This is a genomic window from Halomonas caseinilytica (genome assembly GCF_001662285.1).
Taxonomy (GTDB): domain Bacteria; phylum Pseudomonadota; class Gammaproteobacteria; order Pseudomonadales; family Halomonadaceae; genus Halomonas; species Halomonas caseinilytica.
In genome coordinates this window covers 105750-128724 of sequence record NZ_BDEO01000011.1, presented here as the reverse complement: position 1 = coordinate 128724, position 22975 = coordinate 105750, and the positions used below count along the sequence as shown (strand labels likewise).

Genomic DNA, 22975 nt, shown 5'->3' with positions numbered 1-22975 from the left:
TGTCCGGCGTCGCGGTCCTGCCCGGTCATCCTGACGTAGATGATGATCGCCGGAGGGCCGGCTTTGGCCTGTCAGCGGGCGACCATCCAACCCTATACCGTGACCGTCATGAGGCATTGAATCCATGACCCTGACTCATCTCAACGTACGCGGCGAGGCCCGCATGGTCGATGTGGCCGACAAGCCGGAGAGTCGTCGCGAAGCCAGCGCCTCTGGCTTCATCCATATGCAACAGTCGACATTGCAACTGTTGGTCGAGGGCAATCTTCCCAAGGGCGACGTGCTGGCCACTGCGCGCATTGCCGCGATTCAGGCCGCCAAGCGTACCCATGAACTGATCCCCTTGTGCCATGCCTTGCCCTTGTCCAAGGTCGAGGTCGATTTCCATGTCGACGAGGCCGAAGGCGGCGTGCGTGTCACCGCGAACTGTCGGTTGAATGGCCGAACGGGTGTGGAAATGGAAGCCTTGACGGCGGTTTCCGTGGCGTGTCTGACGCTCTACGATATGTGTAAGGCGGTGGACAAGGATATGGTGATCGGTGAGATCCGCCTGGAGGAAAAGCGTGGAGGCAAATCTGGCGAGTATCGACGTGCGGCACCGGCCGAGCCGGCGCCCATCGTGACGGGCGAGGGTGCCAGCGGAGAGGTGTCGCTGGGTGTGCGCTGTGCGTTGGGTGAGCCCTGCGTCCGCGTCAAGTGTCTGGCGGAGCTTCGCGAGCGTCTTGGCGTCGGAGAAGTCGCGGTACCCTTCGATCGACTCGAGAGTGCTGACATCAATGGCCTCAAGGCGGTATTGAAAGAGATGGACGCACGTTTTGCCGGTCTCGAAGAGGGCCGTGTCCTGTGCGCCGTCAACCAGGTCATGGCAGGAGGTGCCACGCCATTGACCGCCGATGACGAAGTTGCCTTCTTCCCCCCGGTGACCGGAGGCTGACAGCATGATCCGCGTACAACAACAATGCTTCGATGCGGGCGATGAACAGCGGGCGTTGCTGGCCGGGCGCCATGATATCGGTGCGGTGGTCGGCTTCACGGGACTGGTGCGGGACTTCAACGAGCGCCCCGATGTTCAGGCGCTGACTCTCGAGCATTATCCCGGAATGACCGAGGCCGCCTTGGCCGAGATCGTTGCCGAGGCCGAGTCGCGCTGGCCACTGCAGGACGTGCGCTTGGTGCATCGTGTGGGACGTCTTGAGCCTGGAGACCCTATCGTCCTGGTGTTGGTCGCCAGTGCACATCGACGCTCGGCCTTCGAGGCCTGCGATTTCATCATGGATTATCTCAAGACGCGTGCGCCTTTCTGGAAAAAGGAGCATACCGCCAGTGGCGATTACTGGGTCGCCGAACGCGAGATTGACCACCGAGACGCCCGACGCTGGGAGGCCATATCATGACCGATGAGCTCATCGACGATTTCGGCAGACGGGTGAGCTATGTGCGCATCTCCGTCACGGATCGCTGTGACTTCCGATGCGTGTATTGCATGAGCGAGGAAATGACGTTTCTGCCACGCGAGCAGGTGCTGACCCTCGAAGAGCTCGGGCTGGTCGCCAGAGCCTTTACCGAGCTGGGCGTGGAAAAGATTCGCCTGACCGGTGGGGAGCCTCTGGTCAGGCGTGACATCGATCGTCTGGTGGCCGATATGGGGGCGTTGCCGGGGCTCAAGGACTTCGCCATGACGACCAATGGCGCAGGCCTCGGTAAATATGCATCGCGCCTTCGCGAAGGGGGACTGCAACGTCTCAACATCAGTATCGATTCTCTGGATCCGGAACGCTTTCGGCGCCTGACGCGAACTGGTGACCTCAACAAGGTCATCGATGGCATGCGGGCTGCTCGAGAGGCAGGCTTCGAGCGGATCAAGCTCAATGCCGTGATTCTCAAGGGGCGCAATGATGACGAAGTGACATCACTGGTCGAATTCGCTCGCCAGGAGGGCGTCGATATCAGCTTTATCGAGGAAATGCCGCTTGGTGACGTCTCCGATCATTCGCGTGCGGAAACCTACTGCTCGAGCGACGAGGTCCAGGCGTTGATCGAGCAGCACTACGAACTCATTCCCACTGCCGAGACCACTCTGGGCCCATCCCGCTATTTTCGTATGCCCGATAGCGAGAGCCGTGTAGGCTTCATCTCGCCGCACAGCCATAATTTCTGCGCTTCCTGCAATCGTGTGCGTGTCACGGTCGAAGGGCGTCTCCTGCTGTGTCTGGGCAATGAACACTCCGTCGACCTCAGGGCCGTGTTGCGCCGTCATCCCGGCAATATCGAGGAACTCAAGAAAGCCATCGTGGCGGCAATGCCTCTCAAGCCGGAGCGTCATCACTTCACCACCGACGGGGATGTGCAAGTGGTTCGTTTCATGAACATGACCGGTGGCTGATTGCTTCCAGTGGCTCGATTGATCGTTTTTTACGATTGATGATCCGAGTGTTTTCACTGGCTTTTCTTGCCAAACCTGCATTGGCGAATATACTTTTGTTTAGGCCGGATGATCGGCTTTTGGGAAAGCCTGAGTGCTTCGGCGCGATGCAGGCTCGGTGACCGATTGCAAATGCCGGGATTCGCGATCGTATATTCAGTATTTCCCTTGCACGTCAAAATTCGTCATGGAGGGGGTAATGTCCAATCAGACCCTGGAGCGAATCGCTCGAAACAAGAATGTGGCACGCGCGGCGGCTCGTCAGTTGAGCATGGAGCAACTGCATAAACTGGCTGAGGTGATCGGCGAGGTTATCGAGCAGAAGAACGACGAGGAAAAGCGCCGTCAGGAAGAAGAGGCGCAAAAGGCGCGCAAGCTTGCGGAAATCCGTGAGCAGATCAATGAGGCCGGCCTTTCCCTTGAAGATCTGGTACCTGACCAGCCGAAGCGCAAGCGCGGTCGTCCGCCGAAGAATGCCAAGGATGCCGACAAGGGGTAAAGGAAAGGCAACGCGCTGAAGGACAAGGCCAGGAGAAGGGCATGCACTCTGTGCCACTTCTTTTGGTCGGCTCGTTACTTTTCCATCACGGCTTGGGTCTCCACGGCGAAGATCTGAAAATGGACGTCGGGCACGCGGTGGAGATGGTCGGCTAACCAGGCCATCAAGTCGGGATAAAGGATTGCACGTAAGTCCGCCAGGGAATCCCCTTGGGCGGTTTCCAGGCATTCGTCGAGCCGATCGGCCAATGATGCTTCGTCGAGAGGGCTGGTGTGACTGTCGTCCAGCATGAGGCGCCCGATGCGTGTCCATCCTTGTTCGGTGGCAGCCACGGAAATGGCCAGGAAGAGCTGGCCATGGCGTGTGCTAGAATCCCCTTCCGCTCCCACAACGGGCGCGATCTTGTCTTGATCGATGATGTGTGGTGTCAGTCGATAATGTCGCTCGAGCTGGAGGCCCTGATCATCCAGCCGTATTAGGTCTCCGTTACGCGGCGTCAGCGGTGCCTCGATCGACATCTCGCGCGCGATAGCCTGGTGAGCCTTCTGGTGGCGCGCTTCACCGTGTACGGGCAGCAAGCGATGCGGTGAAACCCACTCGTAGAAGGTACGCAATTCATCCTGATAGGGGTGGCCCGAGGCATGCAGCCCTGGTCGCTGTATGTCGTCCAGCAGCGTGACGCCGGTCAGTCTCAAGGCATGCTTCAAGCGCTCGATGAGGCGTTCGTTGCCGGGAATGGCACGGGCCGAGAAGATGACGCTGTCGCCCGTCATCAATTCGAAATGCGGATGACGCCCTGCCGCCAGTCGTGACAAGGCCGCGCGGGGTTCGCCTTGACTGCCGGTAGCGATCACCAGGACTTCCTCGGCGGGCAGATAGCCCAGGTCCCGCACCGGAACCAGGGGAGGGAAATCTTCCAGATAACCGAGTCCCTGGGCGATTCGCACCATGCGTTCCATGGAACGTCCCATCAGGCTGATGCGTCTTCCGCAACGGTCGGCTGCGCGGGCGATGGCCAGTACCCGATCGAGGTTGCTGGCAAAGCAGCTGACCACCACACGACCGGTGAGTGGGGCGATGGCGCTTTCCAGGGCAAGCGCTACCTCACTTTCGCTGCGTGAATGCCCTGGCTCCGGCGCGCAGGTAGAGTCGCCGACCACCAGGTCTACCGGCGCAATCGCGCGATAGGTGTCGGGATCGATGGGTGCGCCGAGCAATGGGGCGGGATCGAGCTTCCAGTCGCCGGTGTGCAGAATGCGGCGTTCGCCGGCTTGTATCAGCAGGGCGCAGCTTTCCGGTATCGAATGCGTCAGGGGCAGGTAGCGCAGTGCGAAGTAGCCGACCTCGATCGCTTCCCCGGGCTCGATGACGTGGATAGCATCGGTGCGCAGGCCGCGTTCCGCGAACTTGCTGTGCAACAGGCCGGCGGCAAGGGGAGTGGCATGGATCGGGCAACCCCATTGCGGCCACAGCCAGGCGGCCGCGCCGATATGGTCCTCGTGGCCATGGGTGATGACGAGCGCCTCTGGCGCGATGCCGAGTGTGTCGATCGGGGTCAGATCGGGCACTTGCAGGGGCGCGCCAGGCAGGTCCTGGCGAATCATCATGCCGCAGTCCACGGCGATCCAGCGGTCCCGGTGCCCATAGAGCGTGAGGTTCATGCCGATCTCGCCACAACCGCCGAGCGGAAGGAGATGAAGCGGGGCGCGGCGGCGGGAACGGATCTGGACGCGGGGCTGAGGCATCGAGCAAAGCTGGGCAAGGTGTGTGCCATTCACTATACGGGATCGTCGCCATGCCCCACAATGCGCCGCTTCGTGGTGTGTGGTGGCTGCTGGATTTCGCTACAATGTCGCCCCTTGTGGTTACCCCAATTTGTTCTTCCAATGGAATGCGTTTGCGATGTCTCATTACTATCGTCTGGTGATTTCCTGCCCTGATCGTCTGGGAATCGTGGCCCGAGTGTCCAGCTTTATCACCGGACATGGTGGTTCCATTACCGAAGCCAGCCAGCATTCCGATCTCGAGTCCGGGCGTTTCTTCATGCGCTACGAGATCCTGGCGGACTCTGTCGACATGACGCCGGAAGACCTGCGTGAGGCTTTCGAGCCCATTGCCCGGGAATTCGATATGCAGTGGGCGCTGACCGATACCCGACAGCGTCGTCGCGTGGTGCTGATGGTGTCCCGGGAAAGCCATTGTCTGGTGGATCTGCTTTACCGTTGGACCGCTGGTGAGCTCGACTGCGATATCGCGGCGGTGATTTCCAATCACGACGACCTGCGCAGTCTGGTGGAATGGCACGAGATTCCCTACCACCATGTGCCGGTGCCGAGCGAGGACAAGGCGCCGGCCTTCGCCGAGGTCGAACGACTTGTCGAGTCGGCGGGCGCCGATTGCGTGGTGCTGGCGCGTTACATGCAGATTCTCCCTCCAGGGCTCTGCCAGCGCTATGCTGGCCGCGTGCTCAATATCCATCACAGCTTCCTGCCATCCTTCGCCGGAGCCAAGCCTTATCACCAGGCATACCAGCGCGGGGTGAAGCTGATCGGTGCCACCTGCCATTACGTGACCGAAGAACTGGATGCCGGTCCCATCATCGAGCAGGATATTCATCGGGTCAGCCATTGCCACACGCCCGATGACCTGGTGCGTTTCGGTCGCGATGTCGAGAAGGCGGTGCTGGCGCGAGGCGTGCGTTGGCACCTGGAAGATCGCGTCTTGCGCCATGGCAACAAGACGGTGGTCTTCGCCTGAGGCGCGGGATCGGCTACAACGGCAGGGGGAGTTGCAGGCGGGCTTCTTCGGACACCAGGCGTGCGCCCACGCCGAGCAGTCTGACGGGGCGGTGGGCGCGTGACCAGGCGTGTTCGAGCAGCTGCGAGAAGCTCTCCTGAGACACCGGAAGGCCTCGGCTCTCTAGGGTGGTGAGACTGAAATCGTCGAAGCGAACCTTGACGAACAGGCCGGCAAGAGGCGGCTGGCCGTGTCGATCCAGCCGTTCCGTCAAGCGTTCGCACAAGGGGACCAGTGCCTGTCGGGCGCTGTCGAGGTCCGGTAGATCCTGCCCGAAGGTCGTCTCGACGCTGATCGATTTGCGCTCTCGCTCGGTGCGTACTGGGCGTTCGTCGATGCCTCGCGCCAGTTCGAACAGCCGCCGTCCGAACTTGCCGAACTCGTCGATCAGTCGCTCGAAGGGCTGGTGTCTGAGGTCGGAGCAGGTCGTGATGCCCAAGGCTTCCAGCCGTGCCGCGGTGGCGGGGCCAACGCCGTGGAGCTTGTTCACCGGCAGCGAGGCGACGAAGTCGTCGACCTGTTCCGGAGGAATCACCGTGAGACCATCGGGTTTTTCCCAGTCGCTGGCGATCTTGGCCAGGAACTTCGCCGGCGCGACGCCCACTGACACGGTGATGCCGGTGCGGGCCAGGCATTCCCGCTTGAGCCATTGGGCCATCCAGGTTGCGCTGCCCTGGAAGTCCTCGACATCGGTGACGTCCAGAAAGGCTTCATCGAGCGAGAGGGGTTCGACCAGCGGCGTCAGCTCGTGGAAGATTCGCTGAATATCCCGGGAGACCGCACGGTACTTGTCGAAATCGCCGGGCAGCAGAGTCAGGTGGGGGCAGAGCCTCAGTGCCCGGGCAGTGGGCATGGCCGAATGGATGCCATAGGCCCGGGCCGGATAGTTGCAAGTGGCGATCACGCCGCGGCGTTCCCGTGAGCCTCCGATGGCCAGGGGGATGTCGCGCAACGAGGGATCGTCGCGCATCTCGACGGCCGCGTAGAAGCAGTCGCAGTCGGCATGCAGGATCTTGCGCACGGCCGTCTCCGCACCTCTCGTCCACCGGGGTCAGGCCAGGGCCTGGCCGTTGCCACCCCGGATGACACCCACGCCGATACCCTCGATCTCCAGTTCCTGATGGCGAAGATCAACCTCGATGGGAGCGAAGTCGGGATTCTCGGCTTCCAATACCACGTGATGGCCCTGGCGATGGAAGCGTTTGACGGTGACCTCATCCTCGAGCCGTGCCACCACGATCTGCCCGTCGCGGATGCGCTCGGTACGATGCACGGCCAGCAGATCACCCTCGAGAATGCCGATGTTCTGCATGGACAGGCCGCGAACCCGCAGCAGGTAATCGGCACGGGGAGTGAAATATTCGGGCGGCAGTGGGCAGTAGCGATCGATATGCTCGGTGGCGAGGATCGGGCTGCCGGCCGCCACTTCGCCGATGATCGGCAACCCTTGGGAGGAGGTGGTATCTCCGGAGGCATCGCCGACCGCCTGGGTGTCGTTCTCCTGGGCCGGCAGACGAATGCCCCTCGATGTGCCGCGAATCACTCGGATGACCCCCTTGCGTTCCAGGGCGCGGAGGTGTTCTTCGGCGGCATTGGGCGAGCGAAAGCCGAGAGCACGGGAGATTTCGGCCCGGGTCGGGGGATAGCCCAGCTCGTTCATGGTCTTGACGATGAAGTCGAGGACATTCTGCTGGCGGGGCGTGAGGGAGCGAGTCATGCGACCTCCGGGTCGAGAACCTGTTAGTGGACGGTTCGGTGAGCCTGGTGCGCTTGAAACGCCGGGCGAGCCCGGGCATTTTCTGGCAGCGTCAGAGCCGACCTCCATGCTATTGGTCAAGTATACAGCATGATGATCTATCCAGTAAAAGAGGGCCGCGTTGTCGGTCTACGCTGTGTGCTCGATTCGACATTTCAAACAGTTGACGGTTCGTGACATTGAGGCAATGTGATGGCTGTCGTACACTTGCTTCATATTCAAACAATTGTTTACAACATTGGACCCGATTCATGGCCCAGCCCGACACCGTCACGCGTATTCTGGACACCGCCGAAGTGCTGTTCGCCGAACGAGGGTTCGCCGAGACATCATTGCGCAACATCACCAGCAAGGCCAAGGTCAACCTGGCAGCGGTGAATTATCACTTCGGCTCCAAGAAGTCGTTGATCCAGGCTGTCTTCTCGCGTTACCTGGATCCCTTCACCACGCGCTTTCATGCCGCCCTGGATGATCTGGAGGCGCGGCACCGCCAGGATGGCAGCATTATTCCCCTCGAGGAACTGCTCGAGACCATGGCACGAACTGTGCTCGAGGTGCCGGCGGAGCGTAATAGCCTGAAAGTGTTCATGCGCCTGCTGGGCCTGGCGTACAGTCAGGCTCAGGGGCATCTGCGTCGTTATATCCAGGAAGAGTACGGCAGCGTCTTCACGCGGTTTACCGAGCTGGTGAGAAAGGCGACGCCGGAACTGCCGGACGCCGAGCGTTTCTGGCGCCTGCACTTCGTGCTCGGCACGGTGATCTTCACGCTCTCGGGGCTGGATGCGTTGCGTGATATCGCCGAGCAGGATTACCACGAGCATGTCTCGGTACGTGACCTGATCCGGCGCCTGCGCCCCGTGGTGGTATCGGCAATGCAGGCCCCATTGCCTGAGCCGCCGGTACAGGAAGTAAGTTGATTGGTGCGCACACCGCGTCCTGAACCCATAAGCCCCTCAAGGGGCCTTCGATGCGCTATTGAGTGTTGCTGACCGCCAGGATGTCGCGCACCGCCACGCGTCGGCGTTTTCCTAGATAGCACCGCCGAGCGCGAAGATGGGCAGATACATCGCCACGACCAGCCCTCCAACCATCACCCCCAGGATCACGATGACGGCGGGCTCGAGCAGCGATGTCAGCACATCGACACGTTCATCGACTGCCTGTTCGTAATGGTCGGCGATACGATCGAGCATCTGATCCAGGGTGCCGGATTCTTCGCCAATGGCGATCATCTGGATCGCCAGTGAGGGAAAACCTTTCGAATGGCGCATGGCGACGTGAAGAGGCTGGCCGTCCAGCACGTCGTGCCGGATATGATCGACGGCCGTGCCGAAGGCGCGATTTCCCGTGGCGCCGGCAGCACTTTCCAGCCCTTCTACCAGGGGGACGCCAGCACCGACGGTGGTCGCCAGAGTCCGGCAATATCGGGCCACGCAAGACTTCGCGAGAATGTCGCCAAGCACGGGCAAGCGGAGCGCCAGCGCATGCAGGCGGCCAGCGAAAGTCGAGGAACGACGTTGGCCGACATGCACCAGCAGGGGCAGGCCGATCACCAGCATGACTCCCCAGAGCCAGTAGTGTTGGACAGCCTGGGAAAGCATCAGGGTCAGCCGCGTCAACGCCGGCAACTCGGCGCCGAAATCGCGAAACAGCCCTTCGAAGCGGGGCACGACCTTGATCAGCAGCAGGGTGGCGACCACGATCCCGGTGGCAAGAACGACGGCCGGATACCAGAGAGCCTTGCGGACGCGGGCCTGGAGCCTTTCGACCTTTTCCTTGTGGGTCGCCACGCGGTCGAGCATGTGCTCGAGTGTCCCGGATTGCTCCCCGGCTGCCACCAGATGAGTGAACAGGCTCCCGAAATGCCGAGGATGTCGCTCCAGTGCCTCGGCCAGGCTGGCGCCCTCGGCTACGTCCTTGCCCAGGGTTTCCACCAGCAGACGCATGGCCGGCTTCTCGACGCCGTTGGCGATCACCTTGAACCCTTGCAGCACGGGAATGCCGGCACGGAGCAGGGTGGCCATCTGGCGTGCAAACAGCATGATGTCACGGGACCCGACACGACCTGCCCCCGTGCCGAAGCCTCGCTTGAGCCGAATATGTCGGACGAGGATGCGTTGCTCGGCAAGGCGTCTGGCGACGTCTTCGCGTCGTGGGGCAACGACCTCGCCGGCGATGCGTCGTCCGTCCGCATCCCGCCCCGTCCAGCGCCAGCGGCGTGGTCTGGTGTCATCACCACGGTGAGCCTTGGCATCTTCCATATTGCGCTGTCTCAGTGATTGCCGGTGACGCGGTTTACCTCGGCGAGACTGGTCAAGCCTTGCAGGGCCTTGTCGAGCCCATCGTGCCACAGACTCGGGTAGCCACTGCGTCGTGCCTGTGCCTCGAGATCGGAGCCCTTGCCGCGACGCAGTATCCGCTCGCGCATCGCCGAGTCGATCGGCACGGTTTCGTAAAGGCCGATGCGCCCCTTGAAGCCTTGCGTGCAATAGCTGCAACCAACGGGTTCATGAAGGTCGGCATGGCTGGCGGCCTGCTCATCGATACCGAGATCCTGAAGGGTTCGCTCATCCAGCACGACGGGCCGCTTGCAGTGGTCACAGAGTCGACGCGCCAGTCGCTGGGCGATGATCAGGCTCACCGAGCTGGCGATGTTGAAGGGGGCGATCCCCATGTCGACCAATCGGGTCAGGGTCTGTGCGGCGGAGTTGGTATGTACCGTGGAGAGCACGAGATGGCCGGTCTGCGATGCCTTGATGGCGATCTCCGCAGTTTCCCGGTCACGAATCTCGCCGACCATCACCACGTCCGGGTCCTGCCTCAGGAAGGCACGCAGAGTGCTGGCGAAATCCAGCCCGATGCGTGGCTGGACGTTGACCTGATTGATGCCTTCCAGCTTGATTTCCACTGGATCTTCGGCAGTGCAGATATTGCGGCTGGCCTCATTGAGCCGTCCCAGGCCGGTATACAGCGTTACCGTCTTGCCACTCCCGGTGGGGCCCGTGACCAGAATCATGCCCTGTGGCGCGGACAGGGCGGATTCGTAGAGCCGCCTTTGTATCGGGGAGAGGCCGAGCTGGTCGATATGCCAGTGTGCCGTGGTGGGATCGAGCAGGCGTAGCACGATTTTTTCGCCATGCACCGTGGGCAGGGTGCTGACGCGGAAGTCGATTCCGGGGCCTCCGAGGTGACGCCACTTGATGGCACCATCCTGGGGAAGCCGCCGTTCCGAGATATCCAGGTGTGCCATCACCTTGAGGCGAGCGGCGATGCGTGAGCGCATCGAGACGGGCGGGTGCGCCACATCGTGCAGCATGCCGTCGATCCGCAGGCGGATGCGCAGATGTTCCGCGTAGGGTTCGAAGTGGATGTCGGAGGCTCCATGCTGGATGGCCTCCTGGAGGATGCTGTCGATGAAGGCAATCAGCGGGGCGTCGTCATGCGAGGTGCCGGATGCCGCGATGTCATCCTCACGGCCTGCCCCCGTGGAGATGGGGGTTGCCTCCATGCGAGCCAGCGCCGCCAGTGCATCGTTTCTGGGGGTGAGGTAACGATCCAGCCAGGCCGCGAGCTGGTCCCTGGGCGCCAGGACGCCCTCCGGGGTTAGACCGGTGGCGAAGCGTAGTTCGTCCAGTTCGGCCAGCTTCGCAGGATGGTCGATGGCGACGGTGAGGCGCTGCCCGTGATGACGCAAGGGTAGTACTTCTAGCCGGCGAAGCAGAGCTTGCGGATACTGCTCGACGGGAGGCAGCTCGCCGAACGCCAGCGTCTCCAGGTCGATCACGGGCAGCCCGTATTCTCTCGACGCCACCTCGGCGACTTGCCGTGCCGTCAGGGCCCCGACATCGATGAGGTGGGACATAAACGAGCATTCCTGCCGCTGGGCCTGACATTCCAGGCGCTGTGCACTCCGGGCATCGAGCAGGCCCTCATCGACCAGGCGCCGAGCCAGGCCAGCAAGCTCCTCGGAGGATGGCTCGGGTTCCTGCCCCATGTCTTCACCTGCCGGATATCCACTCATGGCAGCTCGCGATACTGGTTGGATCACCGCCGAGTCTAGTCAGTCGGTGCGATGTCAGCCCTAGGCGTTTTGCGTAGGGAGGGCGAGGAATTTGCAGACTCCTTCATGCGAAATATCGACGCCGAGAAGACAGAGAATCTTCCTTGTCGGGTTTAGGCTCGCTTCCTACCGTCAAGGACAAGAGCGGCAGGCATGGAGGGAAGTGCGGATACAACCGACAGAAGCCCCGCGGCTTCTGATCAGCCAATGCGGATAGGCAATCGGGGAGACAGACATGGAAAGGATGACACACGACGCGAGCGTGCACGCGCCGATGAGGCAAGCCGGCTTCACCCTGATCGAACTGCTGATCGTGGTGGCGATCATCGGCATATTGGCGGCAATTGCCGTACCTCGTTACCAGGATTATACGGAACGCGCCAGACACAGCGCCGCGTTGTCGGAGCTGAGTGCGGCGAAGCTGCGTGTCTCGATGAATATTTCCGAGGGCCTGGAGGACCCCTGCGAGGACGTGGGATGGAACTGCACCGTCAGCGGGGATTCCGGCTCCATCGAGAATACCGAGCAGAGCAATGAGACCGGCTCCGAGAATGTCCATCCCAACGCCGTGCTGACCTGGAATGCCGACAACGAGGACGGCATTACCTGGCAAGCGAAGGACTGGAACGATGAATGAGGGCCATGCAAGGCGGCGACACAGTCAATCGCTCCGGCAGCGGTGATCACGCCGGCCGAGTCATTCGGCCGGCTTGCCGGCCCAGAGCTCGCCGATACGGCACTCGGCCAGGCTGCGGTAGGCCTCGCCACGCAGCTTGCTGGCGGTCAAGGAGGCTTGGATGGCGGGCCAGCGCTCGTCGGTACGCCGCGGCAACGGGCGGACGTGGGCATCGATCCAGTTCAGGTGCCCCTGGTCATCCACCATGAGATTGTTGTAGTGCAGGTCCCGATGTACGTAGCCGGCATGGGCGAGTTGCACGACTTCCTGGCAGAAGTGCTCGAGAAAGCGTTGTCGTCCGTCCTCGTCGAGTTCATCGAAGACCTCCCCACCCACTCGGGCATTGTGTAGCTGTTCCATCAGCAGCAGTGACGGATTCCGGTTGGCGGGATTGAAGGAAATGCCCCAACCGTAACAGTCGGGCACGCGCAGACCTGCATGCCGCAGGATGCGACGGCTGAGAAACTCCTTGCGGGCATCGGACTGCATCAGCAAGCGCTTCTCGAGATAATCGCGATACATCCATTTCAGTGGCTGCCGTTGCTTGCGGTACTTGTCCGGTACCACCTTGGCGAGGATTCGCTGATCCTGCGAGACATAGAATCGGCTGCTGCCCAAGGCCTCGAAGGCTGCCGTCGTCGTAGTGCTGGCCAGTCGCAGGCGATCCGGCAGATTACGAGGATGAAAGATGAGATAACGTCGGCGACGATCATCGAAGGGAATGTCGAGCAGTTTCACGAGCGGACTCTTCTCGGGACCTGTCTGGAGCAGGTCATAGGACAAGTAGAATCGGCATGCCGAGATGGTGTGCTGACATTCCTGCCGATGCTAGGCCATTGATTCTACCGTTTCGGGAGGTAAGCGCCTAGCCATGATCACCATGCGGCAGAGAGCCCGGCGTTCTCTGCTAGGCGGCGTGCACGATCACTCGCCGTTGAGCGTTGCGATCAGGCGTCGGGGACCGCCATGGTCACGATGCTCGCCGAGCCAGATGCCCTGCCAGGTACCGAGTGCCAGACGACCGTCACGCACGGCCAGTGTCAACTGGGTACCGAAGAGGCTGGCCGCGATATGGGCGGGCATGTCATCGGGCCCCTCCATAGTGTGGCGAAAATAGGGCAGATCGCCCGGGATTCGATCCCGCAGGAACGCATCCATGTCGTGGCGTACATCGGGGTCGGCATTTTCGTTGAGAGTCAGCGAGGCGGAAGTGTGCAAAAGCTGCAGGTGCAGCAGGCCCCTTTTCAAGGTGCTCAGTCGAGGAACCGACCCGACGATCTCTTCGGTGATCAGGTGAAAGCCGCGTGAACGCGGCGCGAGGCGGATTTCTTGCTGATCCCACATGGTCACTTGCCCTCGAGAGTGTGGATACCCGTCGAAGGATAGGGGATATGAAGAAACGCGGATAGTTGCTCACCGCGCCTCGCTGTCCTTGCGCTCATCGAGCAGGGCCTTCTGGAAGTAGTCGTCGATGCGGGCATGGCTGCGAGCGTACCAATCGTCGTCCTTGGTGATGGCGCGCTCGGCATTCAATGGATGGGTGGGAATGTGAAGGCGCATGTCGACGCCGCTGTCGGGATGATGGGTAACTTGCAGGGTAGCCGAGCGACGCGAGGGGCCGTAGGGGATGAGCCGGGCCAGGGCGGCCTGCCGTTCGCTGGAGGTGGCGAAACGGATGAAGTCGCGGGCGATGTCGGGATGGGCGGCATGCCGGGGCACAGCCCAGGTTTCGTGCTCCTGGACCTGGCCGTCCCAGAGAATGTCGATAGGCAGGTCGCGGTTGATCATGGCGTCGAAAAAGCGCCCATTGTAGCCCGAGGCCATGACCACTTCGTTGTCAGCGAGCAGTCGGACCGGGGTGTCGCCGGCCTTCCACCAACGGAGGTTTTCGAGGCTGTCGATTCGTTCGAAGGCGAGCGAGAGGCCACGATGCGTGCTGAGCAACCGATAGATTTCTTCCCGAGGCACGCCATAGGAGAGCAGCGCCCACTCCAGGTTGACCGCGGGCGTGCGTTGCAGGGCGCGAGGACCGGGGAAGCGTTGCTGGTCGAAGAGATCGGCGATCTCGGTGGGGCGCCGACCGGGAAAGGCATCGCGGCGATAGGCGACGACGGTGGCGAAGACCGAGTGGGTGATGGAGCAGCGATTCAGGGCACCGTCGATGAAGTCGCGTTCGGCGGGGGTACCGTCAGGCGCGGGAGCGGGCAGATCGGGCGACAGTGGCTCGAGCAGCTGCTCGGCGCAGGCGGACTTGGCCTGGCTACGGGTCATGTCGATCAGGTCCCAGGGCACCTTGCCTTCGGCCACGGCGCGGCGCAGCTCGGCGATATCGCCGTCGTACTGATGGACCTCCACCGGAATGCCCGTGACCTCGGTGAAAGGTGCGAACAGGGCGCGCTGCTGGGCCCGCTCATAGGCGCCGCCCCAACTGAGCACGGTCAGTGCGTCGACCGGGGTGTTATCGCCGTGGGGCGAGGATGCCAGCAGGAGCATCATGCAGAGCAGCGCGCCAGAACAGGCGCGGCGTATGCCGTGATCAACCCGTGCCATGTTCCTCCCGTCGCAGTGCTTCGCTGTGCTGCAGGTAAGCGCGAGCGATACTCGCCTCATAGACCACGCCGAGGAAGGCATCGCCGGCCTTGTCGTCGACCACGGCGATCGCCTCGCCAGTGACGTCCTGGAGTTGGTGCATGGCCTCCCACACCGAGGCTTCCGGTCCCAGCACTGGGCGTGGGGTGCGCGGGCAGTCGCGGACCTGGCGCCTCCCCCGGTCGCGTTCGCGCATGACCTCGAGGTCGGCCAGTGTCACGCTGCCCCGATAGCGGCCCTTGTCGTCGACCAGATAGGCCTCGCCGTGACCTCCATGGCCGAGGATTGCCACGGCATCGTCAATGCGCGTGCTCGGTTGCAGGGTCACGCAGTCCTGGCTCAGCAGGTGCTTGAGTCGAGCGCTCTGCAGCAGGGCCCGGCCACGTCCGGCCGAGAGATCCAGGCCGCGCTTGGCGAGCTGGATATCGAAAAGCGAACGGCCGAACAGTTGCGCGGCGATGGGGCTGGCCAGGGTCACGCTGGCCAGGGCGGCGGTGGTCAGTACGTAGCTGCCGGTGAGTTCGAAGACGATCAGCAAGCTGGTCAGCGGGGCTCCGATCACCGGCGCGGTCACCGCGACCATGCCGCACACGGCATAGAAGACGAAGGTGTCGCCGGCCAGGCCGGCATTGCCGATCAGGGTGCCGCACAACGCACCGAACAGCGTACCGATCACCAGCGCAGGACTGAACACGCCACCGCCGAAGCCCATACCGATGCACAGCGCCGTGGCGACCAGCTTGAGCAGCAGGACGGTGACCAGCTCGATGCCGTCGAAGGCGCCTTCGATGGTGGCGAAGCGCAGCGTCTCCTGCCCCATGCCGAGAATGTCCGGCACCCAGAGGGCAATGAGGCCGAGCGCCGCGCCGGCCAGGGCAGGGCGCAACGAAGGCACCACCGGCAGCCGGCCAGCCCAGCGGCCGACAGCGAGAATGGCATGCATGTAGGCACCGGCCACCAGGGCACCGAAACCGCCGATGACGATGAAGACCGCAAACTCCCAGGGACGCGGGACGGCAGTGTCGCTCACGTGGAAGAGGGCGCCGCTCGACAGCACGTTGGTGGCGATGACGTGTCCGACGATGGCGGCGGCCGCCACCGGGGCGAAGGCTCGCAGCGCATAGTGACGCAGGACCACCTCGTGCGCGAAGACGATGCCGGCCAGCGGCGCGTGAAAGGCCGTGGCAATGGCCGCCGCCACCCCGCAGGCGATGGTCACGTTGTCGTCGGAGCGTCCCAGTCTGAGCCATCTGGCACTCAGCGAGCCCAGGCTGGCGCCCAGGTGCACCAAGGGGCCGTACTGCCCCACGGAAGCGCCGGCACCAAGCGAGACCAGCCCGGACAGTGCCGAGAGAACCCCGGCCCGAGCCGGGAGACGGCCGCGACGCGTCTGCACGGCGGCAATCACGTCGGCGGGGGTGTGGGGGCGACGCTCGCGGATGGCGCGGTGCAGTTGTCCCACCACCAGGCCGCCGAGAGCGGGAACCAGCACGGTGGTGATGGCCAGCGCCTCGGGGTGAGCGAACATCATGCGTCCGCGCGGCGAGATCAGCAGCGCGTCGTTGAGCCAGAGCACCGCGCTCACGAAGCCCACGGCGGCAAGCGCTGCCAGGCCACCGATCAGCGCGCCCAGCACCACCAGGCCGAGAAAACGCAGCATGCCCCGTGCCCCCTGAGCCGGCTGTTCGGGGTCGCTTGCATGGCTTGTTTTCGGCTCGCCTGCCACGTCGATGCATCCCTGTTGTGTATGGTGCTGCTTTTCGCTGGCACTTTTCAGACATTGCCTAGGCCATGTGTAGGGGGAATCTCGAGAATGGGCAAGCGGGGGCTGTCGTTGCCGGCGCGGGGACAGAGGCGTGCCGGGGAGCGGGCTCGGAACCTGCGAGCGCGTGAATGGCGACGCGGCGGAGTTCGGTCGTGTGGCAGGTGCTAGCCCGGCGTCGTTGAATCAGGGTGAACCGAGCGTGGGTTACATGGTGTGCCAGGGTGAGCAGGGCGGCTCCGCCAACGTCTCGAGAATGATGCACAGGCCTCGGTCGAGTTCTTCCTGGCTTGCCGGTGGCCCCAGACAGAGGCGCAGCGCCTGGGGAGCTGGCTCGCTGCCCACGCAAAAGGGTTCCGGCGTCGAGACACGCACGCCGCGTTGGGCGAGCAGTTCCTGAACCTCGCTGCCCCGTCGGCCGGCGGGCAGGGTGACCCAGAGATTGGAGGAGCGCTCGCGGCCGCTGGTCGGGTAATTCGCCAGTCGTTGTCGGGCCAGGCGCTGACGGGCCTCGAGTTCGCGGGTCTGCCAGTCGAGCAAGCGGCGGCTGGCGTCGCTGGCGATCCAGCGGCAGGTCGTCTCCACCATCAGCGGTGGCACCATCCAGGTCTGGGCGCGCAGGGCACTGCCGATTCGCCCCAGCAGCGGTTCGGGAAGCTCCAGGGTGCCGATGCGCAGACCGCCGGCCAGCACCTTGGAGGTACTGAAGATGCGCAGGGTTCGTTCCGGGGCCAGCTCGATCAACGGCGTGCCCCGGTCGGCCTCGGGTAGATACTGGACGTTGTCCTCGATGAGCCAGAAATCGTGCTCGCGAGCCAGGGCGACCAGTCGTTCCCGACGCGCCTCGGTGAGGCAGGCTCCGGTCGGGTTGTTCTGCTCCGGTGTGGTATAGACGAGCCGTGGCGGTTGGCGGGCGCAGAGGCGCGCCAGAGCGTCGATATCCATGCCCTGTTCGTCCAGCGGCACGCCCAGCAGCTTGAGGTGCGCCTGTCGGGCCGCGCCGATGAAGCCAGGGTAGGTGAGGGCATCGGCGGCGACCAGCTCTCCCGGCCGCGTCAGGGCCTGGAGGGCGAGCGTCAGGCCATGCTGGCCGCCCTGGGTGATGACCAGCGAGTCGGGGTTGGCCGACATGCCCAGCCGACCGAGCCACTCGGCGAGCTGGTGGCGATGCCCTTCCAGGCCGTATTCCGGCTGGTAGTCCACGGCGCGCTGCAGGCTCGCCGAATCCTCGGCCAGGGTGAGCAGGGTGTCGCGCAGCCCTTGCGGGCGCAGCGGGTGGGGCGGTGGCAGGCTCATGCTCATGTCGACGACGCCGTTCTCGACCGGCTGGCCGGCGCGAAAGGTGACCGTCGATTCGGCCTCCCGGTGCCGCACATAGGTGCCGCTGCCGACCCGGGATTCCACCCATCCCTGGCGTTGGGCCTCGGCGTAGGCGCGGGTGATGGTGCCGATGGTCACGCCGAGCTGGTCGGCGAGCCGGCGCTGGGGCGGCAGGCGTTCGCCCGGTGCGAGTTCACCTCGGGTAATGGCATCGGCCATGGCGTCAGCAATGCGACGGTAGCGCGGGCCGTCTTCGGGTAGCTCGGGTGTCCAGATTGTCATGGTGACAATAAAACCTTTGACGCCAAATTTGTCCCCATTATGCTCAGAGAAATGCGAAAAGTTAACCCAATCCGCCTTGATTGTATGGGTACAAAATGATGGACACCCTGACGCTTCTGGGCCCGGTGACCCTGTTCATGATCTCGATGACCATCACGCCCGGCCCCAACAACGTGATGCTGACCGCCTCCGGCGCCAACTATGGCTTTCGGCGCACCATGCCGCATCTGCTGGGCATCCTCGGCGGATGCTTCGTGCTGTTTGCCGCCGTCGCCCTGGGGCTTGGCATCGTCTTCGAGCGCTATCCGATGGTGCAGACGGCGCTGCAGGTCATCGGCAGTCTGTATCTGTTGTACCTGGCCTGGAAGATCGCCACCGCGCCGCCGCCCGAGTTCGATGATGTCGAGGGACGGCCCTTCGGGTTCTGGCAGGCGGCGGCCTTTCAGTTTGCCAATCCCAAGGCGTGGGTCATGGGGCTGACGCTGATGGCGAGCTTCCTGCCGGAAGGGGGCAATACGGTCGTCAATGCGCTGTTGCTGGCTGCCTTCGCCGAGCTGGTGGCGCTGCCCTGCATTTCCCTGTGGGCAGGGTTCGGCATGGCCATCGGTCGCTGGCTCAAGGGGCCGCGTTCATGGCGGATCTTCAACGGCACCATGGGCGCGCTCACCGCGGCCTGCGTGTTCTTCATCCTCGGTTGACGGCGAGGTCGTCATCGTCCGAGCGTCGTGCCACCAGGGTGATCTCGACGTTGGCACCGTCCAGCAAGGCCGGTGACTGGGTGCAGGTGCGGGCCGGGTAATGTGGCGACTCGAAGAAGTCGGCGTAGGCCGCATCCAGGTCATGGACCTTCTCAAGGTCGGTCAGATGTACATCGGCGCGCACGATGTCGGCCAGCGTGCAGTCCACTGAATCGAGCAGATGCTGCACGCGACGCATGATCCAGCGGGTCTCCTCGCCCACGTCGCCGAGAATGGCCTCGCTGCCCTGAATGTCGGCCGCCGTCAGGCCGGAGAGGTACACATAGCGATCGTCCAGCACGACATGGCTGCCGGGGAAGGTCGGCGTCGGCAGGGTGGCGTCGTTATGAAAAGTCGGCATCTTGGCTCCTGTTCCATGGCATGGCCTTTCACGCCCTGCGACAGGAGCCCGTGCCGAGAGGTTCCTCGTCGCGAGCGCCGGCACTATATTCGCTCAGATACTATTCCACTAGAGCCAGCGTGTATCGGCGGTAAACGCTACGGTGAACCAGCGATGCTCGGCAGGGATGCTCAACCCGGTGGCAATTGCCTCGCGGACCTCGTCGAGCTCGGCCACCCCGCGTTCGGCAGCGAACTCCGGGGTGGTGACGATGTGAATCTCGATGAAGTGGCCACGACCGCTCTTGGCCACGTGGCTGCGGTAGTCGAGCAGCCCTTCGCGTTCCATCACCGGGGCCATGGCCGCATGCACTTCCCGGTCGATGGCGCTCGGTGCGATCAGAAACACCTCCTTCATGGCCCGACGCATGATGCCGATGGGCACCGGCATGAAGGCCACCGTCAGGATCGTCAGCAGCAGCGAATCGACGTAGGGCGTGAGATGGGCGTAGGGCGTGCGCTGGAGGATCAAGGCGACGATGAAGGCTGCCAGCAGGGCGCTGGTGATCAGCGCTGCCATCAGCCAGCTATGCATGTCGATGCGCACGAACTCCGAGTCGATGCGACGATTGAGGCGGCGTTGATAGGCGGTCATGGAGAAGCAGACGGCGGCCACGACCACGGCATAGATGCTCGCCAGGCCAAAGGCCAGCTCATGGCCGCCGGTCATCAGCCCTTGGACGGCATTGAGGAAGGCATAGAAGCACAGCAACAGCAGGATGGCACCGTTGAGTGCCGCCACCAGCGGTTCCAGATGCCAGTAGCCGTGCTGGAAGCGCTGGCTGACCTCCCGGGCGATCAGCTGCGTGACCACCAGTGCCAGCGTCGACATGGCCGCGTCGATGGTCGAGAAGACCCCATCGAAGAGAATCGACCGGGACCCTGCCAGTAAGCCGAAGGTGACCCCGAGGCTCGAAACCAGCAGGGTCATGACGATGGATACCTTGAGGGCGCGTTGTTCGAGAGCGGATGACATGGGGCGTTCGTCTGATGATCGAAAACCGTCAGTCTAGCCGAGGCCCGGTAGCAGGGCAGTACCCCAAAGGGCATATGCCCATGCCGCAGAGCTTGTCGATTTGCGTGTTCCCGAAACGACCCATGAAGGCAGCGACGGCAATGTCTGTCGTCGCGTGTCATTTCAATGTCGAACAGGGGAGCACAACATGACATATGTCGATGGATTCGTGGCTGCCGTTCCCACTGCCAATCGGGAAAAATACCTGCAGCATGTCCGCGATTGTGCGGCGGTATTCAAGGAATACGGCGTTCTCAAGCTGGTGGAATGCTGGGGCGATGACGTGCCCGAGGGCGAAGTCACCTCCTTTCCCATGGCCGTGAAGCGTCAGCCGGATGAAACCGTTGTCTTTGGCTGGATCCTCTGGCCTTCGCGCGAGGTACGCGATCAGGCCATGCCCAAACTCATGGAAGACCCGCGTCTGCAGCCCGACGTCAATCCCATGCCCTTCGACGGCAAGCGGCTAATCTATGGGGGGTTCGAGGTCATTTTCGACGAATAGCCAGTCCTGTTGTTCCTTCTGGTTCATCAAGCGGCAGGCCAGCCTATCGAGAGGAGGCTTTCATGCAGCGGATCACTCCCTTCCTGTGGTTCGATGGTCAGGCGGAAGAAGCGGCTCGCTTCTACGTCTCGGTATTTCCCGATTCCCGCATCGAGCGGGTGGTGAAGGCGCCGACCGAGACGCCGAGCGTGTCGGCCGGCGAGGTGCTGCTCGTCGAGTTTACCCTGGACGGTGCGCGTTACGCCGGACTGAACGGTGGCCCCGGCGTGCCGTTCAACGAGGCGGTGTCGTTACATGTCGATTGCGCCGACCAGGCCGAGGTGGATCACTACTGGGAAGCGCTGAGCGCGGGTGGTCGCACGATCCAGTGCGGCTGGCTCGAGGACCGTTGGGGGCTTCGCTGGCAGGTGGTGCCCACTCGGATGCATGAACTGCTCCGTGACCCCGATCCCGAGCGCGCCCGGCGGACCATGGAGGCGATGATGCAGATGGAAAAACTCATCATCGCCGACCTGGAACGCGCCGCAGACGGTGGGTGAGAGCGTGGCGGGCCAGTGGCTGAGAGGTGGCTTCAGCCCTGGCGAGCGGCGCCGAGAACGGGGATACTGTGGCGTTTCGCCGTGCCGCCCCTGTGCCAGGGGAACACCGGCATCGCCACGCATCGCTGACAGGAATTCTCCGCCATGGACTCAGGCCTGCCACTCGTCCGTATCGACGCCCATTCGCCGCATGTTGCCACCCTTGCTGGCTGGACCCATGCCGAATGGGGCCACCTGAACCCTGGTCGCGACCTCGCCGCCACCATCGGGCATTTGCGCGGCGACTGCGGCTCGGCTGGCGTGCCCTCGGTGTTCGCCGTCATGGACGGCGAGCGGCCGGTGGGCATGGCCAGCCTGGTCGTCGACGACATGAGCGACCGCCGTGAACTGACGCCCTGGCTGGCCTCGGTCTATGTGCTGCCTGAATGGCGCGGTCGCGGCATCGCCTCGCGGCTGGTGCGCCGGGTGGAGGAAGAGGCTCGAGCGCATGGCGTCGAGCGTTTCTATCTCTACACGCCGGACCAGCAGGCACTCTACCGCCGGCTGGGCTGGCAGGACGTCGAGCAGCGCGAATATCGCGGCGAGATGGTGACCATCATGCAACGCGACCTCCCGGCTCCGGTCTGAGCCATGCACTGGCGAGCCCTGCGCTACTTCGACACCGTGGCCCGCTGCCATTCGCTGCGCGAGGCGGCGGCCCGGCTGCATATCGCTCCGACGGCCATCAGCCGCCAGATCGACCTGCTGGAGCACCAGCTCGGGGCGCCCTTGATCGAGCGTGGCCCCGGTGGCATCCGACTCACCGCCGCGGGGGAGTTGCTGGCGATCCAGGCGCGCCGCACCTTGCGCGATCTGGAGCGGGTGCAGGAGCACATCAGCGACCTCAAAGGTCTGCGTACCGGCAAGGTCAGCCTGCGAGTGGCCGAAGGCGTGGTCTCCGGGCTGCTCGTGCCGGTGCTGAGCGAGCTCAACCAACGCCATCCGCAGCTGCAGTTCGACATTCAGATCGCCAGTGCCGGCCAAGTCGTCGAGGCGCTGCGCAGTGGCGATGCCGACATCGGCCTGACCTTCTTCATGCCCCGCCACGACGACATCCAGCCGTTCGCCAGCAGTCGCCTGGAACACCATGCGGTGATGGCACCCGACCATCCACTGGCGGGGAGGGCCGAGCTGCGTCTGGCCGAACTGGCCGACCATTCCCTGGCGCTACCCGATGAGCACTATGGAGTGCGGCAGGCACTCGACGAGGCGGCACGACGCCAGGGCGTGACGCTCAAGCCCATCTTTCACACGGCCTCTCTGGAAACCCAGAAGGCGTTGGCCATGTCGGGCGCCGGGCTGTTGATCCTGCCGCCCATGGCAGTGGCTCGGGAGTGTCGGGACGGCCAGCTGGTCAGCGTGTCCCTGGCCCGGGGCGAGCTCGAACATACCCGGCTGGACCTGTGCCTCCACCGGCATCGGCAGCGCAGTTTTGCCACCGAAGCCTGTCTTGGATTGCTGGCCGCATCGCTTCAGACGCTGGGCGAGTCTTGAAAGGGTGCACACAAAAAGTGGACGCCCTGGTATCAGAATTGTAATGGCAGTAGACACCGCTTGGCACCAAGCTGAAGGCACCGACAAC

The 22975-nt window shown here is 63.4% G+C and carries 24 protein-coding genes; 12 read left to right on the top strand and 12 right to left on the bottom strand.

Translation table 11 applies throughout. The annotated features are described in order from the left end of the window. Window positions 1-124 precede the first annotated feature (124 nt). The 4 genes from moaC to HSDC_RS12715 all read left to right on the top strand — a co-directional run bounded on the left by moaC (window position 125) and on the right by HSDC_RS12715 (window position 2921). Window positions 125-934, top strand: a complete 810-nt coding sequence (gene moaC / locus HSDC_RS12730) for a cyclic pyranopterin monophosphate synthase MoaC (RefSeq protein ID WP_064700320.1) — start codon at window positions 125-127, stop codon at window positions 932-934. A 4-nt stretch (window positions 935-938) separates the two neighbouring features. Then, window positions 939-1394, top strand: coding sequence for a molybdopterin synthase catalytic subunit MoaE (gene moaE, locus HSDC_RS12725; RefSeq protein WP_064700319.1), 456 nt, complete (start codon window positions 939-941; stop codon window positions 1392-1394). Further along, on the top strand, window positions 1391-2383 hold the full coding sequence (gene moaA / locus HSDC_RS12720; protein WP_064700318.1) for a GTP 3',8-cyclase MoaA: 993 nt from the start codon (window positions 1391-1393) through the stop codon (window positions 2381-2383). Before moaE ends, moaA begins: the two co-directional genes overlap by 4 nt. Before the next feature lie 238 nt (window positions 2384-2621). Then, entirely contained in the window at window positions 2622-2921 is a 300-nt protein-coding gene (locus HSDC_RS12715; protein ID WP_064700317.1) for an H-NS family histone-like protein, read from the top strand. Window positions 2922-2995: 74 nt separating this feature from the next. Here HSDC_RS12715 and HSDC_RS12710 read toward each other — a convergent pair whose 3' ends face one another. Continuing rightward, complete coding sequence (locus HSDC_RS12710) at window positions 2996-4582, bottom strand: ribonuclease J (protein ID WP_064700316.1); 1587 nt, start codon at window positions 4580-4582, stop codon at window positions 2996-2998. A 241-nt stretch (window positions 4583-4823) separates the two neighbouring features. Here HSDC_RS12710 and purU point away from each other — a divergent pair, with 241 nt between their 5' ends. Further along, the gene (gene purU, locus HSDC_RS12705) at window positions 4824-5678 is read left to right on the top strand and encodes a formyltetrahydrofolate deformylase (protein WP_064700315.1); all 855 of its coding nucleotides are present in this window, start codon (window positions 4824-4826) and stop codon (window positions 5676-5678) included. Window positions 5679-5691: 13 nt separating this feature from the next. Here purU and dinB read toward each other — a convergent pair whose 3' ends face one another. Together dinB and lexA are read right to left on the bottom strand one after the other, a co-directional pair. Further along, entirely contained in the window at window positions 5692-6738 is a 1047-nt protein-coding gene (gene dinB, locus HSDC_RS12700; RefSeq protein ID WP_064700314.1) for a DNA polymerase IV, read from the bottom strand. A gap of 30 nt (window positions 6739-6768) precedes the next feature. Then, window positions 6769-7434 (bottom strand): transcriptional repressor LexA, encoded by a 666-nt coding sequence (lexA, locus tag HSDC_RS12695; protein WP_064700313.1) that lies wholly within the window; start codon window positions 7432-7434, stop codon window positions 6769-6771. 290 nt (window positions 7435-7724) lie between these two features. On the opposite strand from lexA, the gene HSDC_RS12690 reads away from it, so the two are divergent. Beyond that, window positions 7725-8390 (top strand): TetR/AcrR family transcriptional regulator, encoded by a 666-nt coding sequence (locus HSDC_RS12690; RefSeq protein ID WP_064700312.1) that lies wholly within the window; start codon window positions 7725-7727, stop codon window positions 8388-8390. Between the two features lie 111 nt (window positions 8391-8501). Here the strand turns inward: HSDC_RS12690 and HSDC_RS12685 are convergent, their stop codons facing one another. Both HSDC_RS12685 and pilB read right to left on the bottom strand, forming a co-directional pair. Next, window positions 8502-9734, bottom strand: coding sequence for a type II secretion system F family protein (locus HSDC_RS12685; protein ID WP_064700311.1), 1233 nt, complete (start codon window positions 9732-9734; stop codon window positions 8502-8504). Between the two features lie 11 nt (window positions 9735-9745). After that, window positions 9746-11494 (bottom strand): type IV-A pilus assembly ATPase PilB, encoded by a 1749-nt coding sequence (pilB, locus tag HSDC_RS12680; RefSeq protein WP_244883832.1) that lies wholly within the window; start codon window positions 11492-11494, stop codon window positions 9746-9748. A 274-nt stretch (window positions 11495-11768) separates the two neighbouring features. Between pilB and HSDC_RS17050 the strand changes: the two genes are divergently transcribed. Then, window positions 11769-12170 carry a pilin gene (locus HSDC_RS17050; RefSeq protein WP_280168499.1) on the top strand — a complete coding sequence of 134 codons (402 nt, stop codon included), beginning with the start codon at window positions 11769-11771 and terminating at the stop codon, window positions 12168-12170. Between the two features lie 60 nt (window positions 12171-12230). Here HSDC_RS17050 and HSDC_RS12670 read toward each other — a convergent pair whose 3' ends face one another. From HSDC_RS12670 to HSDC_RS12650, 5 genes are all read right to left on the bottom strand, one after another. Next, entirely contained in the window at window positions 12231-12947 is a 717-nt protein-coding gene (locus tag HSDC_RS12670) for a lipopolysaccharide kinase InaA family protein (protein WP_064700501.1), read from the bottom strand. A gap of 186 nt (window positions 12948-13133) precedes the next feature. Further along, window positions 13134-13553, bottom strand: a complete 420-nt coding sequence (locus HSDC_RS12665) for a secondary thiamine-phosphate synthase enzyme YjbQ (RefSeq protein ID WP_064700308.1) — start codon at window positions 13551-13553, stop codon at window positions 13134-13136. A gap of 69 nt (window positions 13554-13622) precedes the next feature. Beyond that, the gene (locus tag HSDC_RS12660; protein WP_064700307.1) at window positions 13623-14759 is read right to left on the bottom strand and encodes an extracellular solute-binding protein; all 1137 of its coding nucleotides are present in this window, start codon (window positions 14757-14759) and stop codon (window positions 13623-13625) included. Next, window positions 14746-16458, bottom strand: coding sequence for a chloride channel protein (locus tag HSDC_RS12655; protein WP_064700306.1), 1713 nt, complete (start codon window positions 16456-16458; stop codon window positions 14746-14748). The genes HSDC_RS12660 and HSDC_RS12655 overlap by 14 nt, the downstream gene beginning before the upstream one ends. 309 nt (window positions 16459-16767) lie before the next feature. Further along, on the bottom strand, window positions 16768-18162 hold the full coding sequence (locus HSDC_RS12650) for an aminotransferase-like domain-containing protein (protein ID WP_064700305.1): 1395 nt from the start codon (window positions 18160-18162) through the stop codon (window positions 16768-16770). A 98-nt stretch (window positions 18163-18260) separates the two neighbouring features. On the opposite strand from HSDC_RS12650, the gene HSDC_RS12645 reads away from it, so the two are divergent. Continuing rightward, the gene (locus HSDC_RS12645) at window positions 18261-18860 is read left to right on the top strand and encodes a LysE family translocator (RefSeq protein WP_137055321.1); all 600 of its coding nucleotides are present in this window, start codon (window positions 18261-18263) and stop codon (window positions 18858-18860) included. On the opposite strand, the gene HSDC_RS12640 is transcribed toward HSDC_RS12645, so the two are convergent. Together HSDC_RS12640 and HSDC_RS12635 are read right to left on the bottom strand one after the other, a co-directional pair. Further along, complete coding sequence (locus HSDC_RS12640; RefSeq protein ID WP_064700303.1) at window positions 18847-19260, bottom strand: RidA family protein; 414 nt, start codon at window positions 19258-19260, stop codon at window positions 18847-18849. The two genes, HSDC_RS12645 and HSDC_RS12640, sit on opposite strands and share 14 nt — an antisense overlap. A 108-nt stretch (window positions 19261-19368) precedes the next feature. Continuing rightward, a complete protein-coding gene (locus HSDC_RS12635; RefSeq protein WP_064700302.1) occupies window positions 19369-20274 on the bottom strand; it encodes a cation diffusion facilitator family transporter in 906 nt (301 codons plus the stop codon). 187 nt (window positions 20275-20461) lie between these two features. On the opposite strand from HSDC_RS12635, the gene HSDC_RS12630 reads away from it, so the two are divergent. From HSDC_RS12630 to HSDC_RS12615, 4 genes are all read left to right on the top strand, one after another. After that, a complete protein-coding gene (locus tag HSDC_RS12630; protein ID WP_064700301.1) occupies window positions 20462-20815 on the top strand; it encodes a DUF1428 domain-containing protein in 354 nt (117 codons plus the stop codon). Window positions 20816-20877: 62 nt separating this feature from the next. Beyond that, a complete protein-coding gene (locus tag HSDC_RS12625; protein ID WP_064700300.1) occupies window positions 20878-21354 on the top strand; it encodes a VOC family protein in 477 nt (158 codons plus the stop codon). 144 nt (window positions 21355-21498) lie between these two features. Continuing rightward, complete coding sequence (locus tag HSDC_RS12620; RefSeq protein ID WP_064700299.1) at window positions 21499-21981, top strand: GNAT family N-acetyltransferase; 483 nt, start codon at window positions 21499-21501, stop codon at window positions 21979-21981. Between the two features lie 3 nt (window positions 21982-21984). Continuing rightward, entirely contained in the window at window positions 21985-22887 is a 903-nt protein-coding gene (locus tag HSDC_RS12615) for a LysR family transcriptional regulator (protein ID WP_064700298.1), read from the top strand. The last annotated feature ends 88 nt before the right edge of the window (window positions 22888-22975 follow it).

What these genes read in the sequence shown, in the direction of transcription:
- HSDC_RS12685 (WP_064700311.1), bottom strand. Translation starts at nt 9,734, where the DNA reads ATGGAAGATGCCAAGGCTCACCGTGGTGATGACACCAGACCACGCCGC.
- HSDC_RS12630 (WP_064700301.1), top strand. Translation starts at nt 20,462, where the DNA reads ATGACATATGTCGATGGATTCGTGGCTGCCGTTCCCACTGCCAATCGG.
- HSDC_RS12645 (WP_137055321.1), top strand. Translation starts at nt 18,261, where the DNA reads ATGGACACCCTGACGCTTCTGGGCCCGGTGACCCTGTTCATGATCTCG.
- HSDC_RS12640 (WP_064700303.1), bottom strand. Translation starts at nt 19,260, where the DNA reads ATGCCGACTTTTCATAACGACGCCACCCTGCCGACGCCGACCTTCCCC.
- HSDC_RS12715 (WP_064700317.1), top strand. Translation starts at nt 2,622, where the DNA reads ATGTCCAATCAGACCCTGGAGCGAATCGCTCGAAACAAGAATGTGGCA.
- pilB (WP_244883832.1), bottom strand. Translation starts at nt 11,494, where the DNA reads ATGAGTGGATATCCGGCAGGTGAAGACATGGGGCAGGAACCCGAGCCA.
- HSDC_RS12635 (WP_064700302.1), bottom strand. Translation starts at nt 20,274, where the DNA reads ATGTCATCCGCTCTCGAACAACGCGCCCTCAAGGTATCCATCGTCATG.
- HSDC_RS17050 (WP_280168499.1), top strand. Translation starts at nt 11,769, where the DNA reads ATGGAAAGGATGACACACGACGCGAGCGTGCACGCGCCGATGAGGCAA.
- moaA (WP_064700318.1), top strand. Translation starts at nt 1,391, where the DNA reads ATGACCGATGAGCTCATCGACGATTTCGGCAGACGGGTGAGCTATGTG.
- moaE (WP_064700319.1), top strand. Translation starts at nt 939, where the DNA reads ATGATCCGCGTACAACAACAATGCTTCGATGCGGGCGATGAACAGCGG.
- HSDC_RS12655 (WP_064700306.1), bottom strand. Translation starts at nt 16,458, where the DNA reads ATGCTGCGTTTTCTCGGCCTGGTGGTGCTGGGCGCGCTGATCGGTGGC.
- purU (WP_064700315.1), top strand. Translation starts at nt 4,824, where the DNA reads ATGTCTCATTACTATCGTCTGGTGATTTCCTGCCCTGATCGTCTGGGA.
- HSDC_RS12620 (WP_064700299.1), top strand. Translation starts at nt 21,499, where the DNA reads ATGGACTCAGGCCTGCCACTCGTCCGTATCGACGCCCATTCGCCGCAT.
- HSDC_RS12660 (WP_064700307.1), bottom strand. Translation starts at nt 14,759, where the DNA reads ATGGCACGGGTTGATCACGGCATACGCCGCGCCTGTTCTGGCGCGCTG.
- HSDC_RS12690 (WP_064700312.1), top strand. Translation starts at nt 7,725, where the DNA reads ATGGCCCAGCCCGACACCGTCACGCGTATTCTGGACACCGCCGAAGTG.
- HSDC_RS12625 (WP_064700300.1), top strand. Translation starts at nt 20,878, where the DNA reads ATGCAGCGGATCACTCCCTTCCTGTGGTTCGATGGTCAGGCGGAAGAA.
- HSDC_RS12710 (WP_064700316.1), bottom strand. Translation starts at nt 4,582, where the DNA reads ATGAACCTCACGCTCTATGGGCACCGGGACCGCTGGATCGCCGTGGAC.
- lexA (WP_064700313.1), bottom strand. Translation starts at nt 7,434, where the DNA reads ATGACTCGCTCCCTCACGCCCCGCCAGCAGAATGTCCTCGACTTCATC.
- moaC (WP_064700320.1), top strand. Translation starts at nt 125, where the DNA reads ATGACCCTGACTCATCTCAACGTACGCGGCGAGGCCCGCATGGTCGAT.
- HSDC_RS12615 (WP_064700298.1), top strand. Translation starts at nt 21,985, where the DNA reads ATGCACTGGCGAGCCCTGCGCTACTTCGACACCGTGGCCCGCTGCCAT.
- HSDC_RS12665 (WP_064700308.1), bottom strand. Translation starts at nt 13,553, where the DNA reads ATGTGGGATCAGCAAGAAATCCGCCTCGCGCCGCGTTCACGCGGCTTT.
- HSDC_RS12650 (WP_064700305.1), bottom strand. Translation starts at nt 18,162, where the DNA reads ATGACAATCTGGACACCCGAGCTACCCGAAGACGGCCCGCGCTACCGT.